Genomic DNA, 18340 nt, shown 5'->3' with positions numbered 1-18340 from the left:
TTATCTAAATGATAATTATAACCAATATTCTACACTCTTTAAAAGTGTTAAGATGTTTTTACAAAAAATTAACTATAACAATCATATACACATAAAACGCATAATACAATCATTAATAGCGAAATTGTTCTGATAAAATGCGCTCATCCCATGAATGATTTGAGTCAAAAAGGATTGAAGCTGTTACTTCTGTTGCCATTGAAATAGTAACTGAATGGACAGATTTAACTTCAATATTATCTGCAGCAGCGTTTACAGGGCGTTTGTCAGGTTCAAGCATATCAAAGCGCACTGTTACTGTATTGGGAAGCAAAGCTCCATGCCAACGCCGAGGGCGAAAAGGGCTAACAGGAGTGAGGGCCATAAGGGGAGCCATAAGAGGTAAGATAGGTCCTTGTGCTGATAAATTATAGGCGGTTGATCCAGCTGGTGTAGCGACGAGGACACCATCACAACTTAATTGTTCCATGCGTACGTTGTTATCAATGGTGATGCGAATTTTTGCGGCTTGATAAGATTGCCGAAAGAGGGATACTTCATTAATTGCAAGCGCCTCGATAGAATCTTGACATTCAGATTTTGCGATCATGCGCAGGGGATGGATTTCTTTTTTATGTGCGGCAGCAATACGATTGGGCAATTTTTTTTCATGAAATTCATTCATAAGAAATCCTACAGAACCTTGATTCATGCCATAAATAGGTTTGCCTGTGTTCATGACGTCTCGTACGGTTTGTAACATTGTCCCATCACCACCGATTGCAACAACAATATCAGTTTCTTCCAGAGAAGAATGACCATAAACGGAAATTAATTTATGGGTAGCTTTGATAGCCTCCTCAGTTTCTGCGGAAATGAAATGAAAGCGACTTGGTAATGTAGCCATTTAAAAATTGTCCTGATACTTATAATTTATGTTGTAACTTATTTATGAGAGTTTTGAAGTTGTAATAAAAGCTCTTTTTATAATAAAAAGAGCATTGAATAAAGAGAAGTTATTTCAAGGTAAAGTATCATTAAAAAGTAAAAGGAGTGCGTCGTTAGATAAATCACAAACAAGTAATTTTTTTATTAGAATGATAATTTAGCATTGAAGCTAAGAGTATGATTAGTTAAAAGACCATAACTGATTTTAATAATCAGTGTGAAGCACCCGTAGCTCAGCTGGATAGAGCGCTGCCCTCCGAAGGCAGAGGTCACAGATTCGAATTCTGTCGGGTGCACCAAATTTTTCAACTTCATATTATCCTAAATAACAATATTACCTAAAAAGAAGCCAATTTCCTCTTTTATGAAAATGGTTATTTGAGTTGTTTATTAAGTTTTTTAGCGAATAAGCAAATGATTTTAAGAGAAGCAAAATTTACGGCTGCGTATATAATTCTTCGGTTAGTCATTTTGAATATCGAGATAAAAAACAAGATTATCTAAATATGCTTTCAATTTAACTATAAACATTTATAACATAAAAATACATATTAATTCAATATGTTATTGTACAACTGATCTGGCGATGTTGATAGTAGATCGCTAAATATATTGTTTTGAGCATTAAAATAGATAGCTAAATTTTCTTTTATTCTATTTTTGGAGCTAAAGGCTGTTATGGTGAGATGGAACGCGGATGAGAAATATCACCAGTTAAAGGAACAATAAGGAGGAAAAACAACCTTCAAGATTTGAATTGTTTCAAAATGCTGTATTCGGTATGGTTTTGATATGGGTATCTGGTGATTTCTCTATACACCAATATTGCCAGTTATGTTGGATGAGGGATTGTTTACCTTTAATCAACGTTCTTATATACCAAGCGCTAATTATGATGGTTATTTAGTTGGGAGTATGTTCTTTACGTTTGGCAGAATTTGGAATATATTCCTTGCTCCTCGTATGCTATCTTATACAGTATAGTAATGAGTGCACTTAATTATTTCCATGGCGTTAATACTTAGTTCTTTTGATCCGTTTTGCTGCTGGTGTTGCGAGTGTAGCAATGATGGTTTTGGGTTCTATTATAGTCATACAGCATAGCCATATGGGCTGGGTTATTGCTTCGCTTTATGCAGGTGTAGGAGTTGGTATTCTACTACTAGGTAATGAATATGTTATTATTAGTTTGAACAGAGCACTTGATTCAACAAACATTTGGTTTGGAGTTGGCTTAATGTCTGTTCAAAACTTTTAAAAACATATAGGCTTAATTATAACAACTATATTAAGAAACACCTCCGTTATTTCTTCCATTACAAATGAAACCGCTCCTGTTAATAAGAAAAACCATCCAAAATATGAATTGACCAATCAAAAGGATTTCGTGACTGGCATTATATCGCATTCGTACTTTAAGAGATTTTGGTGATGTAAAAAAGGCGATCTAGATGCTTTTATTGAAATTGAAAGCAACCTCTCTCATGATGGCAATTGCTGGGTTGCTGATAATGCCTGTGTTGTAAAATCTGGTCGTGTTTATGAAAAGACAAGGGGCTATGGCAATACTGCCATTGGGGGCTATGTCTATGGCAATACCCTTATATGTGATAAAACCTATGTGTATTTTGGTGCTCATGTTTATGACAATGCTCATCTTTTTTATAACGGTTGAGTTTATCATTATGCGTGGGTTTATGGGAATGAAAAATTATCCGGTAGTGTACGTATTTATAGCAATGCCGCGGTTTATGATCATGCGGTTGTTTAGGCAAGGTTTAGGGCAATGCTAGTGTGGGGTGTCATACTAAGGTCTACGGCTCTGTTTATGGCAATGCCAAGATCTCCTGATTATATCGTGATTAGAGGTAATGTATATGGCAATGCAAGACTTGTTGTGATGATAGTATCTACATAATGTCTGCCTATCATTTACTAACTTTTTAGTAAGTGGTGCTTTAAAATTGACTTGTCTTTAAATCCTTTTATGTGCCCTTAATGAATTAAAACCTATCTTATGATAGTTTCAAATGATTATTTTTTTAAGGTTTAGCTCAAAAAAAGAGTAAACCCCATACCATTCTTTAAACGCATGCAATTTATGTTTATCGATAATTTCAAACGATTACGTTTTTAACAATACGATTTGTGTGTGATAAAAACGTATCATAAAATTTATGAACTGTTATGAATGATAGCTGCTTTTCACTTCATTTGAATGTTTACATGCGTTATAACATTTGCATCATGATTTGCTTTTTGTGGTCTATTCATACATGGTAATTGTTTATAAAAAATGGTCAATTAAATCACGTATAAAAGTGTAGATTTTAAATGGGATTTATATAAAATAATTGCACAAAACCTATTGACTTTATTGTGTTTTTTTATGAATAAGATTCCATCTCGTTTAGACGTTGCAAAAGAAATCACCAAAGACCTTATTGATAAGATTCTTCTCTTACACGGCGTTATCACTTTTGTTTGCAAAAATCTGCTTCGCTTTTGACTTTTGATATGGATACAACCTCTTTTGAGGTAGAGCAAAGAATTTTTTAATCATGGAGAGTGCAACAGTGTTCTTCAAAAATCTTGATTGGTCTGTTGAAAAAATTAAAGAGGTAGATAATTATTCAGCACGTTACCAACTACCAGATTGTGAAGTACAAATTCTTTATAATGACGCAATTATCAAAGGTTATCCGCAATTTGATTTTGGAGTTTCGATTACGACTGGTATTTTAGCTGCTGCCTGCGTGGTAATTGATCCCTATCAATTCTCAGCACTTACAAGATCTACAGCTTGATTTTGATAAAAAGGGGTGGAGAGTTTGTGAAGAAGAAATATAATGCAGATTGGTTGGAATTAAGCTTGATTATGTCTTGAAATAGGCGATAGAAAAAATTGATCTTCATAAATGCTTTTATTCCAGATATGGAGCACCACCTTGGCGATAGAGTGAAGTTGGAGGCACATAAAGGTTATCAAGGTATATAATGCAGATTATAGCTTACTTCATATTGGTGCACTGTCTTTATTGGGTGATGTTGCAACCTTACAATCTTATTATCAAAGTTTCAGTGCAGAGGATCATTTAGGCTTTGATGAAAATACCCAACAGATTCATCTGAACGTGCATTGGCTTTAGTCAAAGAAGTGGTGAAATCTAAGCAGCTCAGCTACGCTTTAATTAAAAAGTAGCAAAAATATGAGCTATCTAGAAGAAAAACAAAGTTCTTAATAAGGGCCTTTCCAGAGAGGTTGAGTCTCATTCTTGGAAGGAAAAAAATAGCTAAATTTATCGAAACAAAAGATAAGGAATAGCTCCTTAAGAAATATCAAGAAGATCTAAAAAGATTATAGGAGCCAGAGTCTGGTTTAAAGATGCCATCATCAGTTGAGTGAACTCAACAATGGTGGAGTTTTATCCATTGGCGGAAATCTGATGTTTGAAAGAGGCTTTCTTGATATAAAGGTAATATTGTAATAAATAATTATTATAAATCAATATGTTGTATATATTCATTGTTTTGAGATTAATGACCATTGACAAATAATTTTGCACCATTTTCTCTCTTCCAGCTTTTCGTCAATCATCAATGAAAATTTTTTATAATGGAAAGTTCATTGATATATAACTTTTGTATGTCATTATTTTACGCTTAAAAAAATATAAAAATAATGAAATGCAATTGAGTTATCAACTGCTTATTCTTTTCAATTTTTAATCATAAAAAAATCTTTTTATTCATTTTGCTGATAAAAAGAATTAGTTTTTTTCTGGTGATACAAGTGGAGAAATAAGGATTTTAGATATGTTTCGGCGTTCCATTTCAATCACTTTAAAGTGTAAACCATCAGTTTCAAAGCTTTCTCCCTCATTTGGTAAATGACCAAACTGCCAAAGCATAAAGCCTGCCAGAGTCGTATAACGATCTGCTTCATCCACAAGGTTACGCCCAAGATAACCACTTAAACGGCGGATATCAGCATATCCCTCAACAAGAAGACTGCCATTTTCAAGTTGTTCTGCGATCATGAGTTCTTCATCGTCATCAGGAAAGTCTCCTGCAATAGCTTCAAGAATATCGGTTGGTGTTGCAATTCCTTCAAAAGATCCATGCTCATCAACAATAATTGCAAGCTGAATCGAAGAATGACGTAATTGCTCCATCAATCGTAAAACACTTGTGTTTTCATGAACAACGAGGGGTTCTCGCATAGCTTTTTTCCAATTAATCTTTTTCCCCTCAGCCAAATTCAAAAGAAGATCTTTTGTCAACGCAACGCCAACAAATTCATCCACTTTTTCACGCGCAAGAATTAAGCGGCTATGTTTAACCTTTTGTAATTCTTCACGCATTTCATTTTCATCAGCATTTAAATCTAACCATTCAATTTCATTACGCGGCGACATGATAGAGCGAACAGGGCGATCAGCTAAATCGAGAACACCACGAATCATCTCCTTTTCTTCTGGTCTAAACAACTCAGATGCTGCGGCCTGTTCAGCAATAACATCTACAGTCTCAGCAAGGTGACTATCTTTGCTTCCTCCTCCTAAGAGCCTCAAAACAGCATCAGCTGTTCTACTGCGTAGATCATTCGTTTTAATCATTTTTTCACGGTTACGACGTCCAATTTGATTAAAAACTTCGATGAGAACAGAAAAACCAATAGCAGCATACAAATACCCTTTTGGAATATGAAAACCAAACCCTTCAACAATGAGAGTAAAACCAATCATCATCAAAAAACCAAGACAAAGGATTACAATAGTGGGATGACGATTAATAAAACGCATAAGAGCACCAGATCCGCACATCATTACTCCCATAGCAGCTATGACTGCGATATACATAACTGCTGCCTGCTCTTTTGCAATCATACCTGTTGCGGTAATAATACTGTCTAGTGAAAAAACGGCATCCAGCACCACGACTTGGACGATTACTTGCCAAAAAACAGCATAACCAAGGCCTGTTTTTCTTTCATGTGATACCCCTTCTAACCTTTCATGTAATTCTAGCGTTCCCTTTGCTAGCAAAAAGGCTCCACCACCGATTAAAATAAAGCTATGCCAACTAAATACAAAAGATGAAAGTGAAAGAATGACCCTATCGAGTCTCATAACCCATCCAATAACTGTAAGAAGGAAAAGCCGCATAATTAATGCTAAAGTAAGACCTATAAAGCGTGCGCGGTCACGCAAATGCAGTGGCAATTTTTCAGCTAAAATTGCAATAAAGATAAGGTTATCTATTCCTAAAACAATTTCGAGAAAAACCAGCGTGATCAAACCAAACCACGCATGGGGATCAGTGATCCATTCCATCATTCCTTACCTTTTATAAGCTTAAAAGCGCGCGATTGACAAAAAAAATTCATAGGCTTTTATTCGTATATTGGATCATGAACATTGTATGTAAGAAAACTTATATTCAAAGAAAAAAACAACACAATATTGCTTGAATGCATGTGATTGCTGATAAAACAAAATGATGCCCCATCCCGCTTACAACCACAAGAAGGTCCCTCTAAATTTTGCTCGGGCATTATGCTCGATAATCCTCTAACTATAGGTTCTGTGTAACAATCAGAACATTTATTTATAAAGCTTCTTATAATGGGTTTATTTTTATATAAGATCAAGTGGTGAATATCATATTTTTAACCTTACAGACAATGAGTTTATATAACAAACAACAAAATATCTGGACATCCATCCTTAGGAGCGTTATAGAAACGCTCATTCTCGTCTTTTGAGAAGCTTATGGGTGATTAGCTCAGTCGGTAGAGCAGCTGACTCTTAATCAGCGGGTCGTGGGTTCGATCCCCTCATCACCCACCATTCTATTTTATACCGTAAATAACTCATTGATTGCGTAAATTTTTTTAAGATACGAGTTTCTAAATAAAATTGGGCAGTAGGATTTCCCCATATCTGTTTGTTTAAAAGTGAAGATTGTTGATATAGCTTAGTCATCGGTTTTTGTACTTTTTAGGGGACTCAAAAAACTTCCAAAGGACATTTAAAGATCTTTTAATGCGTATTGTTTCTTTTTTTAAAGTCGCAATTGGTAAGGAGAAGCTTCTTACCGACAATTATCTTATTTAAAGGGGTATAAAAATCAACAGTTTTCACTTCTTTTAATATAAATTGATTAAATTTTTTTTGGATTTTTAGCATATTGTTTAAAGACAGAAGAAACTTTGCACTTTAGTTGTATTAGCAGCGTGGATATTTTTTGATAACTCTCCCGCTTAAACAAAAAACTTCTGTAATAATCATCAGTATTCCAAGAGGGTAAATCAAGATAAAATAAAGTATTTAGCGGACATAACAGGAATAAAATTAGATCAGTTTAATTGTTTAAAACTAGTACCTGTTAAACGAAAGACAATAGGCTTTAATGAGGCTTCAAGTTTAAAAATATTAAACTATGAAGTTATGCTATGCTGTCTTTCCGTTAGCTTAACCTCTAAAAATATAAATATTAAGAAAGCCGCTCAGAATCATTATAATATATTGATTTATAATGATTAATTATTCTTTTTTTAAACTTTACTATCATAAACTTCTTTTGTTTCAATCCCTCTTATAATGAATCAATTAAAATTATTATTTTTGCATTATAAATGGGATTAACGTGCGGATAAAGACCATTGAAGAAAAGCATAAAAATGATTCTTATTAACGTTCTTAGGCGCCAAAAGTTATCACAACATTGGGAAAATAGTATAATGGTGCAGGCTTACTCTTTTATTAAGTATAAAGATGATGTTGCAACAATGACTTTATTATTATACCATTCACGGGTATTGTTGTGTAATGGGGAAGAGCACTGAGAGAGTTTTCTTAAAAAAAATATGTAAATTGGTAACACGATGGTGTCCTGTTCTTATATAGGCACACAAAAAGAAGTAATTGATAACCTTTTATTTATTCAGGTGGTGTTTTGGGGGCTCTTTTCCAATATTGTTGCGCTTCAAAAATGGCGACCACAAATAATGAAATGATGAGCGGTATAATCAAATAAAACATTCTAAAGACAATAAGTGCTGCAATAACATCGGTTGGATTTATATTGGGCATGCCTGTGATGAAGAGAGCTTCAAGAACTCCTACTCCTCCTGCTGGAGCATTAGAGAGAAGAGTTATCGTAAAAGATGCTAGGAAAACACCAAGAACAGAGATAAAATGAATATCTGCGTTGTGTGGGAGAACAGCATATATAATTCCTGCTGCTCCTAAAAGTTCTAGAGGGCTAATGAGAAGCTGTTGAATAACAATTTTCAGCCGTGGATAGGAAAGTTGAATTTTCTTACCCAAGCGTAAGGGTTTTAACTGAAGCCAGCTGCCAAACGTATAAAGTGCTATACAGCTGAGTAAAATTGCTCCAGCTGCTGTTCCTAGCCATTCAGGAAGTTCTTTATGAATGAGGGTGATAATTTCGGGTTGCAGCACCAAAACGATTCCCAAAAGTAAGATTGTACCGATTACAAAAGTAAAAGAGCAAAAACCTACTAATATTGCGATTTCTGTTCCGTTTAACCCTTTCATTTTATAGGCGCGATAGCGTACAACGGCACCAGAAAAAACTGAAGCACCGATATTGTGTGAAAGAGCATAGGTTGTAAATGAACATATAGCGATAAAAATCCAAGAAATTTTATGGCCTAGATGTTGCAAGGCAATTCGATCATATCCAGCAAGAGCAGCATAAGCTAGGAGAGAACATAAACAGGCTAATAACCAGTGCTGTGCATTTAAATTGCTCAAGCGCTCCAATACATCCCCAAATGAAATGGCAGAGAGCTTCATGTAAAGAATTCGAATAGATACCAGCATTGCTAAGATACCAATCAATGGCCATATAAATTGCTTTATTTTCACGATTCTGTATCCATTTTATGTTTTCTGTAAATTTTCATGATTGAGCATATTCCTTACAGATCTTCGTTCTGTTATATACTCTATAATGCCATTGGCAATTTCTTCATCATCTGTTACTACAACATCAGCACCTAAATCAATGAGATATGTTGTTTCTGTGTCGGATAATGCATGTGTGATTATTTGGATATCTTTCTTCATATCACGGATATTCACGATACATTCTCCTACTTCAATGGTACTTCGCATTGTAATAACAACTTTATGTGCATTATTTATATTTGCTGCGTTCATTATTTCTTGTTGAATGATATTGCCGCAAATAGCCTCAAAGCCATCTGCAATCGCTTTATCAGAGAGGCGTTTTGATTCTTCTACGATCACTATAGGTTCACCTCTATTTATTAAAGATAATGCAACACACTTACCGATACGACCATAGCCAATAATTACGATATGGTTATTTTTTAAGGTCATCGGTAAAAAATCTTGGTCAGGATCTTGTGGATCAATATCAATAATTGTTTGGGTATTTTGTGAAGATGCAGAATTTTTTTCTAAACGTTTTTTAATTTTATTACAGGCAATGAAAACAAGAGGATTAAGCAAAATAGAAAAAATTGCTCCTCCAAGAATTAAATCATGAGCGTCATTGTTTAAAAGTCCTAAGCTTAAACTTAAACCAGCGAGGATAAAGGAAAATTCTCCGATTTGGGCAAGGCTTGCAGAAATAGTCAAAGCTGTTGCATTAGAATAGCGAAAAGCCTTAACGATGAAAAAGGCAACAGCAGATTTTCCGATTACGATAATGAATAAGGTTGCTAAGAGAGGAAAAAAATGAGTTAAGAGTTTCTCGGGGTCAAATAACATGCCTACAGAAACAAAAAAGAGAACAGAAAAAGCATCGCGCAGTGGTAAAGATTCTTCCGCGGCACGGTGGCTTAATTCTGATTCGCTCATGACCATACCAGCAAAAAAAGCACCAAGAGAAAGGGAAACACCAAATAAATGAGCGGCTCCGAAAGCTACTCCTAATGCAATAGCAAAGACGCTAAGACGAAATAATTCACGTGATCCCGATTGTGCGCTCATTTTTAAAAGCCATGGGATAACGCGTCGCCCAATGACGAGCATAAGTGCAATAAATACAATTACTTTCAGGATGGTGAGACCAAAAATACCCCAAATACTTAAATCCAACCATTGAACAAGAGGATCCAACGCTTCTTTTTTGGTATTGCTGAGAGCACTTGCCAAGGAAGGGATGAGGACAAGTATAAGGACCATTGCTAAATCCTCAATAATCAACCATCCAACGGCAATGCGTCCTTTTTCTGTTTCAATAAGATGACGCTCTTGCAAAGCACGTAGCAGGATAACAGTACTTGCTATGGATAAAGCAAGACCGAAGATCAAACTACCACTGAAGCCCCATCCCATAATCAGACCAAGGCACAAACCTAGAAAAGTAGAAAATGCCATTTGTGCAATAGCAGCAGGGACAGCAATAGCTTTGACAGATAAAAGGTCTTTTAATGAAAAGTGGAGCCCAACACCAAACATCAGCAAAATAATACCAATTTCAGCAAGTTGATTAATGATGACGGAATCTATTTTAAATCCGCCTGTATTGGGTCCCACAATAACACCAGCTAACAAATAGCCTACAAGTGGTGAAATACGTAAACGGCTAGCAATCATTCCCAAGAGAAATGCTAAACATAAGCCTGCAACAATAGTTGTGATAAGTGGTGTGTCGTGGAGCATGGATTATTTACTATTCTTGATCAAAAAGCGAATGAATGAAAACGACTATATTTCTATGAGAAGAGAGGCGAGATGTACCATACGCATTAAAGGGCATTTTTATTTCACTTTGATATTTGCACGATTATTTCGCTCACGCCACCAATTTCCTAGCAGGAGTAAAATAGGAGCAGCAATAAAGATAGAGGATGATGTTGCAATAATAATCCCAAAGACCATGGGTAATGCAAAATTATGAACAGCACTTCCACCCCATATCGCCATGGGGAGCATCGCAAGAATTGTTGTAGCTGATGTAAAAAAACAACGTACAAGAACCTGATTAATTGACAGATCAATCAGCTCACGCAACGGCATTTTTTTATAAAGACGCATATTTTCGCGCATCCTATCATAGACGACAACTTTATCATTTATAGAATATCCAACAATTGTTAAGAGCGCAGCGATAGCTGTTAAATTAAAATCAAATTGAAATAAAGCAAAAAAGCCAATCATTTTTGTGGTGTCTAGAATGAGAGTGATAATTGCTCCAACGGCAAAGAACCACTCGAAGCGTAACCATATATAGAGAGACATGGCAATAGCCGCAAGAATAACAGCAGTAAAAGCAGCTGTGGCAAGCTCGCCTGAAATTTTGGGACCCACAACTTCTATTTGATCGAATGTGGTATCGGGATAGATATTTTGTACAGCTGTTTTAACCTTATCAATGGCGATGGTTTGTTGTGCTTCGCTACCGCTTTGTTTCTGCATGCGAATTAATACGGTGTTTTCGTTATCAATATTTTGCAAGGAAACTTCACCAACATTAAGAGTAGAAAGCTTGGAACGCAGAGTTGCTAGATCTGCTGGTGCTTTCGTGGTAATACTCATTTGGCTTCCGCCAATGAAATCAATACCAAAATTCAATCCAGGCTTAAAAAAGAGAAAAACTGAAGCCATTGATAAAACAATTGAGACGCCAATACCAATGAAGCGTGCTTTCATAAAGTGGAAAGTTGTGTTTTGTGGCATGATGTTGAAAGCAGAGTGAATATGCAACTTTTTAATTTTCCATTTACGAACGATCCAAATCATGATGATGCGTACAATGGTGATATTTGTAAACATGGAGATGATAATACCAAGCAACATTGTTACGGCAAAACCACGAACGGGACCGGTGCCGAACCAAAATAGTAAGACAGTCGCTATAATTGCCGTAACATTTGCATCAACAATGGTTGCAAAAGCGTGTTTAAATCCACGATCTAGGGCTGCAAAAGCACCCACACCTTTTCGACTTTCTTCACGGATACGTTCATTGATAAGGATATTAGCATCAACAGCAATACCGATGCCTAAAATAATACCAGCAATACCAGGCAGCGTAAGCGTAGCTCCCAAAAGACTCAGTGCAGCAAATGTTAAAATCGTGTGCAGAGCTAGTGCTATATTGGCAATTAATCCCCAAATACGGTAGAGAAGAAAAATAAAAATTGCAACAAGAATAAAGCCAATTATGCCGGTGTAAAGTCCCATTTGGATGGCATCAGCACCAAGATTTGGGCCTACGGTTCTCTCTTCAATGACCGTGAGTGGTGCGGGGAGGGAACCAGCACGAAGCAGAGCAGCCAGAGTTGAGGCTTCTTTGGGGTCAAAGTTTCCTGTAATTTGACCTTGTCCATTGGGAATGACACTATTGATGGTCGGAGCGGTTAAAACCTTATTATCCAGAACAATGGCAAAAGGACGGTTAATATTTTGTCGTGTTATATCGGCAAATATTTTTGCGCCAGCGGAATCTAGAGTAAATGAAATAATGGAACGTCCTGGTATTTGGGGGTCAAAACCTGCACGGGCATCTTTCAGGACATTTCCATCTAAAGCAATTTGATCATAAATTGCATAATGTTGTGTTGCATCAGTGTATCCAGGGAGAATAGAAACACCTATAGGGGGATTATTGGGATCCACATTAGAAGGAACAAGATGAAAACTCATCTTAGCGGTTGTTCCTAAAAGATCACGCAGTTGTTTTGGATCTTGTAGGCCAGGCAATTGGACCATAATACGATCATTTCCAACCTTTTGGATGGCTGGTTCTGAAACACCAACTTGATCTATACGACGACGGATGATTTCTAAGCTTTGTTCAATAGCATTGCTTACACGGTCTTTTATACCAGCTTCCGTTAATGTGACGCGGAGAGTTTCATTTTGAGCACTGATCGTGATGTTATGTTCTGTTGTGCCAAAGCTACTGTGTATGGGGGTTATTAATGTTTTCAAAGCAGAGAGTGCTTTTTCAGTTTGCGATGGGTCAGAAATAAGGGCAATAACGCTATCTTCAACGATACGCACACTTGAGGTGCGGATTTGTTTTTCACGCAATACATTGCGCACATTGCTTAAAACTATATGTAACTGATCGCGTTTTAACGTTTTGCTATCAACCTCGAGCAGGAGAGAAGAGCCTCCTTGAAGGTCAAGACCAAGTGCTACACGGGTGTCGGGTAAGAATTTCGAGTTTTTAACTTGTTCGTGTGAAAATAAATTGGGTAAGGCAACATAAATGCTGCTTAAAAGAATAAAACAATAAAGGGTAGTTAACCAACCAGGTGTACGCATGATATATTCCGCTAATAGGCAATCTAACAGTTATTCAAAGTTAAAAGCACAAGTAAAATAAGATGATCGTTTTTATAATTCAAGGAAGAGAATTAAGTATGTTCATTGGGAGGAGCGCGTTTATTTGAGAAATATTGCGTTTTAACGTTACGAAATTGTGTGTCAACAGCTGGAATCTTTATTAAAAAGAAATCCAATGTTAGGATTCTTTGAACGGTTCTCATAAAAATAGATTCTGCATGGGGTGTTACAAGTTTTTTGTTTTCAGTTGTGGTAGCATTCAACTGATCACACTTATTTTGTAAATCAAATCTATTCGTTTTAATGATATTATTGGTGTGTGATTGTTTGATTAAGTAAGCACGCGTTCCTAAGGTACTCGTCAAGAATACACCTAAACTGGATAGAAAAATCCAGGTTGTCAAAGGAAGAAAATCTTCTTTTTTGCAATAAAGGTGCAAAAAAAACATGCTAGAGTGCCTTCGTTAATCTTATTGAGTTCATATTATTTATCATTCTTTTATCTTATTATCAGTATTATAGGATAAGGGAAAGCTTTTATAAGATTATTCTATAAAAGTTGAAAATAGCTGCTTTATACCATATTTAAAAGAGAGGAATAAAATCCTTTTTGTGCTTGTAAGGTAGATATGTATTCATTTTGTAGAAAAAACATCCACATACTTTTCCTTCTTTTGGGGATTATCTTTGTATTTAATTCTGGTGCATGGGGGAATCGGGGGGCACAAAGTACAATTGTCGAACAAACGATAGCTTCTTATTCAGTTGATGAAATTATTCAACAACAACTGTTGATTATTGAGACTCTTGAAGAAAATACTGAAACTTTAAAAAGAGATTTTGACAGAAAGCCAGAAGATGAGCGTGCTTTAGAAGAATTGCGGTTACGTGCACAAGATATCAGTGAACGTGCTATTGAGGCAGCATTTGTTTTGCGTCCTCCTCTTAATGAGATTAATACACTTCTTGATCAATTAACGGAGCTCCATCGTGACGTGAAAAAATTGAAAAGCTCAGTGAAGGAATATTCTTACTTGATAGAGCAAAAAGCTAAAATTAACAGTATCATGCTTCGTTTTGAAGCAATTTTCTTAGCAGCAAATAGAATAGCTGAACTTTCTATTTCTCAATCTCGGGAGCTTTTTAAACGCACGCTTACGTATAGGCTTGAGTTTTCGATTCCGATGGTTAAAAATCTCGCCCAAAAAACAAAAGAGGCTTCATCAGATTTTCTTTTGTTGTTAGATTCTTGGTGGAATTTTATATTTTATTTCAAGTTTTTACAACTATTTCTTTGCTTTTTAATTCCACTTTTTATTACTTTGGGTCTTTCGTATTTTTCTCAAAAAGTTCTTGTTCATGTGTATTGCCACTTTACGAAGTCTAATGAGGAAATATCTTATTTACAACGCTTATTGATTGCCTTTATTTCAGTTCTCTTACCTTCACTTGTATGTATTCTTTGCGTTTATCTTGTGTTGTTTTTGTTTCGTAGTTTTAACTTAGATCTAGGTAAGCTTACAACAGTTTTTGATATGATAGGTTGTCAAATTATTTTAGTATTTTTAATCAATCGCTTAGCGATTGTTCTTTTATCATCGAATATGCCCCATGTGCGTCTTCTCAGTATTGCACCATCATCTGCTTATCAATTAGTGATTTTACTCACTTCTTTAGGGGGTGTTTTGGCATTTGACGCTGTTCTTGATAGTATTTATGAAATCATTTCAGCGCCTCTATCTTTGACAATTGCTAAAAGTTTTATTGCTGTTTTTCTTGTAGCAATATTGCTGTTTATAATATCATTTGTACCTTTGCGGTTTAGACGTAGGCGTTTTCAAGGAGAAAAAAAAGAGCCATACTTTTGTCCATTTTACATACGCATTCCTCTTATTGGCTTGGGATTACTGCTCTTTGTGTTGAATTTTTTAGGTTATGTTGGTCTTGCGCGTTTTATTATGCAGCAAATTATGATTGATGGAGCATTTTTAGTTCTCATGTATTTAGGAATACAAAGCGCTCAAGCACTTGGAACTAAAGACCAATTTATGAAAACAACGGTTGGTCACCTTTTGATGCAGAGGTTTCATTTAGAAGAAAAAACGATGAATCAATTGGGAGTTTTTGTGAGCGTTTTTCTCAATTTATTTGTTGTTATATTTTGTGCAATACCAATTGCTGTACAGTTTGGATTTTCCTATTCTGATTTAAAAGCAGTTTTGTGGCAATCGGTGACCGGTTTTCAGATTGGAAATATTACTCTTTCTTTGATTTCTCTTGTAACAGGAATGATTTCTTTTTGTGTTTGCTGGTTTCTTATTCGCCGATTTATTGGTTGGTTAGATAGTGTGGTGTTGATTCATGGAGAGTTCGATTCTGGTATACGTAATTCTATCAAAACAGTGATAAGTTATGGAGGCATTGTTGTATCTGCTTTGACGGGATTATCAATGGCAGGTTTGGATCTTAGAAATTTCGCTCTTATTGCTGGAGGACTTTCACTGGGTATAGGTTTTGGTTTACAGAATATTGTCCAAAACTTTGTCTCTGGACTTATTATTTTAGTTGGAAGACCATTTAAAATAGGAGACTATATAGAATCTGGATCAGTAGCTGGTATTGTTAAGCGTATTAGTGTGCGTGCAACGGAACTTGAGACTATTCAGCGTAAGACGATTATTATTCCCAATTCAAGCCTTATTAATAATAATGTTAGTAATTGGACACGACGCAATAAAGTAGGACGAATTGATATACCAGTTATTGTATCATCTAAGGTTACTCCAGAGCATGTTGTTGAAATTTTGTTAGAGATTGCTTCTTCGACAGAAGGCGTTTTAAAAAATCCTATCCCACAGGTGAGTTTTACGGCATTTGATCGTAAGAGTTTTTCCTTTAATTTGGCTATTTATGTGCCTAATATTACTTCACCTTCTCATATAACCAACGCTCTTCGATTTAGCCTATATAAGCGTTTTGCTGAGGAAGGAATCTTAGAATGCTGAAATATACTTATGTTTTGATTACAGTTATTCTGTTAAGTATTTTTACCATAACAGCTTTTGCTGCAACAGTGAAGAATACTGATTTAAAGATACAATCTCTCATTGTTGTTGAAGGAAGTATACCTTCAAAAATTTCTTTAAATACTCATCAAACAATTACAATTTGTATGAAGGGATGTTTTATAACTTTTCCTAATAAAGACCGTTTTGCAATAAAGGCAGATGATAATATAGAAATCAATAGGGGAAGAGCAATTTTTAAATAAAATAATTGAGAATTTTTGTTTGGGGACAAGATTTAGAAGGATAATGATATTGTGCGTAATTAATAATCTCATCCTTTAGAAAATGGTAGAAAAAAGGTATGATTTTAGTATAAAATAGGTGTGATTTTTTATACTATGTAGAATCTACAGTTATACATTTTTGATGTAAGATTATTGAGGTATTTATAATATTTTTAATGGATATCAATTTTCTAAAAATTATTACATCATTTTTAGAATTTTTTCTCATAAAAAATGCATAAAATGTACTATTTTGTGATTTTTTTGCAGTATTATTGGTACAAAATGTTTTATATTTTTTCCTTTTAAAAATATAATAGGTTTTTTTATTAAATATTTATTATTTTAAGTATTGATTATTATAATATTTTAAAATTTATTTGATAATATTAAATTTTGATGTAATGATATATTAGTATAGTGATAGATTTAAATGTAACTATAAAGGAGTACATGCGATTTTGCGGCATAAGATTTTATAAAACTTTGTTTTTCTAAATGTGATTTTTGATTATATTTAAATTTAGCAATGGGGTATAATTTTATGAATACAAAATTTATAACAGCATCTGTTTTTTCTTTGATTTCACCTTCTATAGTACAGGCTGCAGATGTGGTGACTCACGAAGAGCCAGTACATGTTGCCTCAGAAGTTGTTGCTTCTTCACCTTTTTCTTGGGCAGGTTTTTATTTTGGGGGGCAAGTTGGGGGCTTTTCAAGTAAAATTTCTGCAATAACGCCTCATGTTGATATTCCTCTCCATCATACTGAGGAGAGTAAAAGTAAACCATGGATCCCCATCGAGAAACAGTATCTGCCCGATCTTTCTGGATTTATAGGTGGTTTTTATGCGGGTGTTAATTTTGATCTCGGTAATAATTTTATTATGGGGATTGATACGGATATCGTTTTAACGGAAAAAAAGGATACAAAAACAAAATTTCAGGCTGATGAATCGAGTGCTGGTGGGACTGATACTGATGGAAAGGACACTGAAGGATTGGGTACTAAAGAATCGGGTAGTGATACTGATGCAAGTACAGAAAAAAAAAGTCAAAAAAGGGCAAAACTTGTCAGGAGACAGGGTAGAGGCTTTTCTCGTTCTGCTACAGAGGCTAAAGAAGAGAAAGACAGTTTAACTTTTAATCATACGTTAAAACAAAAATGGACAGGTGCTACACGGGTGCGTGTTGGGTTTTCTGCAGGGCGTGTGATGCCTTATATTGCTGGTGGTGTTTCTTATGGACAGTTTCAAGATATTTTGTCGACAGTAATTACGGGAAGTGAGCCATTTAATAGGACATCGGATGTAACAAAAACGATGATGGGTTATACTCTCGGTGGTGGTGTTGATTTTGCAATGACAGACCATTTTGTTGTGCGTGCGGAATACCGTTACTCAGATTTTGGTAAAAAGAAATTTAAAGACGAGATTGAAGTTAAGTATAAGACGAATGATTTTCGCGCAGGAATAGCTTACAAATTCTAGTTTTGTAGGATAAAGGAGCTTAAATTTAAGAGGTCCTATTTCTTTGATAGGGCCTTTATTTTTTAATTTTATGCATTGCAAATACTATTTTATGGTGAAAAAAGGGAGCTTTGACTTTGAGTTAGAATGAGGAGGTAAGGAAGAGTTACTCAGATTCTTAATTGTTAAGAATGAAAAATTTTTAGTTCACGAGGTGTGGTTGAAATATTTGTTAGCAAAGAAGGATTAATTCGTCTTTCATATTATTACAGTTATCATTTTATAATATCGTTATAGAGTTACAAACAGTAAATTTAAAGAGAGTTTTTACTATCTAAGTAATGAGAAAATAAA

At 35.1% G+C, this 18340-nt stretch carries 14 protein-coding genes and 2 tRNA genes; 10 read left to right on the top strand and 6 right to left on the bottom strand.

What is annotated here, in order from left to right; all coding sequences use genetic code 11:
* Positions 1–112 precede the first annotated feature (112 nt).
* Positions 113–886: an NAD kinase gene (locus ACFILD_RS00715; RefSeq protein WP_273790691.1), complete on the bottom strand. Its 774-nt coding sequence runs from the start codon at positions 884–886 to the stop codon at positions 113–115.
* A 263-nt stretch (positions 887–1149) separates the two neighbouring features.
* Here ACFILD_RS00715 and ACFILD_RS00710 point away from each other — a divergent pair.
* The 6 genes from ACFILD_RS00710 (at position 1150) to ACFILD_RS00685 (ending at position 4076) form a co-directional block, all read left to right on the top strand.
* Positions 1150–1226, top strand: a tRNA-Arg gene (locus ACFILD_RS00710).
* 535 nt (positions 1227–1761) lie between these two features.
* Entirely contained in the window at positions 1762–1911 is a 150-nt protein-coding gene (locus ACFILD_RS00705; RefSeq protein ID WP_375654511.1) for a YbfB/YjiJ family MFS transporter, read from the top strand.
* Between the two features lie 46 nt (positions 1912–1957).
* Positions 1958–2185 (top strand): YbfB/YjiJ family MFS transporter, encoded by a 228-nt coding sequence (locus ACFILD_RS00700; RefSeq protein WP_375654512.1) that lies wholly within the window; start codon positions 1958–1960, stop codon positions 2183–2185.
* 283 nt (positions 2186–2468) lie between these two features.
* Positions 2469–2720 carry a hypothetical protein gene (locus ACFILD_RS00695; protein WP_375664636.1) on the top strand — a complete coding sequence of 84 codons (252 nt, stop codon included), beginning with the start codon at positions 2469–2471 and terminating at the stop codon, positions 2718–2720.
* Positions 2721–3488: 768 nt separating this feature from the next.
* On the top strand, positions 3489–3734 hold the full coding sequence (locus tag ACFILD_RS00690) for a hypothetical protein (protein WP_375654513.1): 246 nt from the start codon (positions 3489–3491) through the stop codon (positions 3732–3734).
* Between the two features lie 168 nt (positions 3735–3902).
* The gene (locus ACFILD_RS00685) at positions 3903–4076 is read left to right on the top strand and encodes a DUF6990 domain-containing protein (RefSeq protein WP_375664641.1); all 174 of its coding nucleotides are present in this window, start codon (positions 3903–3905) and stop codon (positions 4074–4076) included.
* 621 nt (positions 4077–4697) lie between these two features.
* On the opposite strand, the gene ACFILD_RS00680 is transcribed toward ACFILD_RS00685, so the two are convergent.
* A complete protein-coding gene (locus tag ACFILD_RS00680; protein ID WP_273790694.1) occupies positions 4698–6266 on the bottom strand; it encodes a TerC family protein in 1569 nt (522 codons plus the stop codon).
* 437 nt (positions 6267–6703) lie between these two features.
* Here ACFILD_RS00680 and ACFILD_RS00675 point away from each other — a divergent pair.
* Positions 6704–6779: transfer RNA gene (locus ACFILD_RS00675), tRNA-Lys, on the top strand.
* A 1092-nt stretch (positions 6780–7871) separates the two neighbouring features.
* Here ACFILD_RS00675 and ACFILD_RS00670 read toward each other — a convergent pair.
* From ACFILD_RS00670 to ACFILD_RS00655, 4 genes are all read right to left on the bottom strand, one after another.
* Positions 7872–8825, bottom strand: a complete 954-nt coding sequence (locus tag ACFILD_RS00670; RefSeq protein WP_273790695.1) for a YbhN family protein — start codon at positions 8823–8825, stop codon at positions 7872–7874.
* A gap of 15 nt (positions 8826–8840) precedes the next feature.
* Positions 8841–10592: a YbaL family putative K(+) efflux transporter gene (ybaL, locus tag ACFILD_RS00665; protein ID WP_375631222.1), complete on the bottom strand. Its 1752-nt coding sequence runs from the start codon at positions 10590–10592 to the stop codon at positions 8841–8843.
* A 99-nt stretch (positions 10593–10691) separates the two neighbouring features.
* Entirely contained in the window at positions 10692–13205 is a 2514-nt protein-coding gene (gene secD, locus ACFILD_RS00660) for a protein translocase subunit SecD (RefSeq protein WP_273790697.1), read from the bottom strand.
* Positions 13206–13297: 92 nt separating this feature from the next.
* Positions 13298–13675, bottom strand: a complete 378-nt coding sequence (locus ACFILD_RS00655) for a hypothetical protein (RefSeq protein WP_375660840.1) — start codon at positions 13673–13675, stop codon at positions 13298–13300.
* 180 nt (positions 13676–13855) lie between these two features.
* On the opposite strand from ACFILD_RS00655, the gene ACFILD_RS00650 reads away from it, so the two are divergent.
* The 3 genes from ACFILD_RS00650 to ACFILD_RS00640 all read left to right on the top strand — a co-directional run bounded on the left by ACFILD_RS00650 (position 13856) and on the right by ACFILD_RS00640 (position 18007).
* Positions 13856–16231: a mechanosensitive ion channel domain-containing protein gene (locus ACFILD_RS00650; RefSeq protein ID WP_375663672.1), complete on the top strand. Its 2376-nt coding sequence runs from the start codon at positions 13856–13858 to the stop codon at positions 16229–16231.
* Positions 16225–16497, top strand: a complete 273-nt coding sequence (locus tag ACFILD_RS00645) for a hypothetical protein (RefSeq protein ID WP_273790700.1) — start codon at positions 16225–16227, stop codon at positions 16495–16497. Before ACFILD_RS00650 ends, ACFILD_RS00645 begins: the two co-directional genes overlap by 7 nt.
* A gap of 565 nt (positions 16498–17062) precedes the next feature.
* Entirely contained in the window at positions 17063–18007 is a 945-nt protein-coding gene (locus ACFILD_RS00640) for an outer membrane protein (RefSeq protein WP_375660842.1), read from the top strand.
* Positions 18008–18340: the final 333 nt, after the last annotated feature.

This window comes from Bartonella sp. CL162QHHD (genome assembly GCF_042195435.1).
Classification (GTDB): Bacteria; Pseudomonadota; Alphaproteobacteria; order Rhizobiales; family Rhizobiaceae; genus Bartonella.
This window is presented reverse-complemented; position numbering and strand designations above follow the sequence as displayed.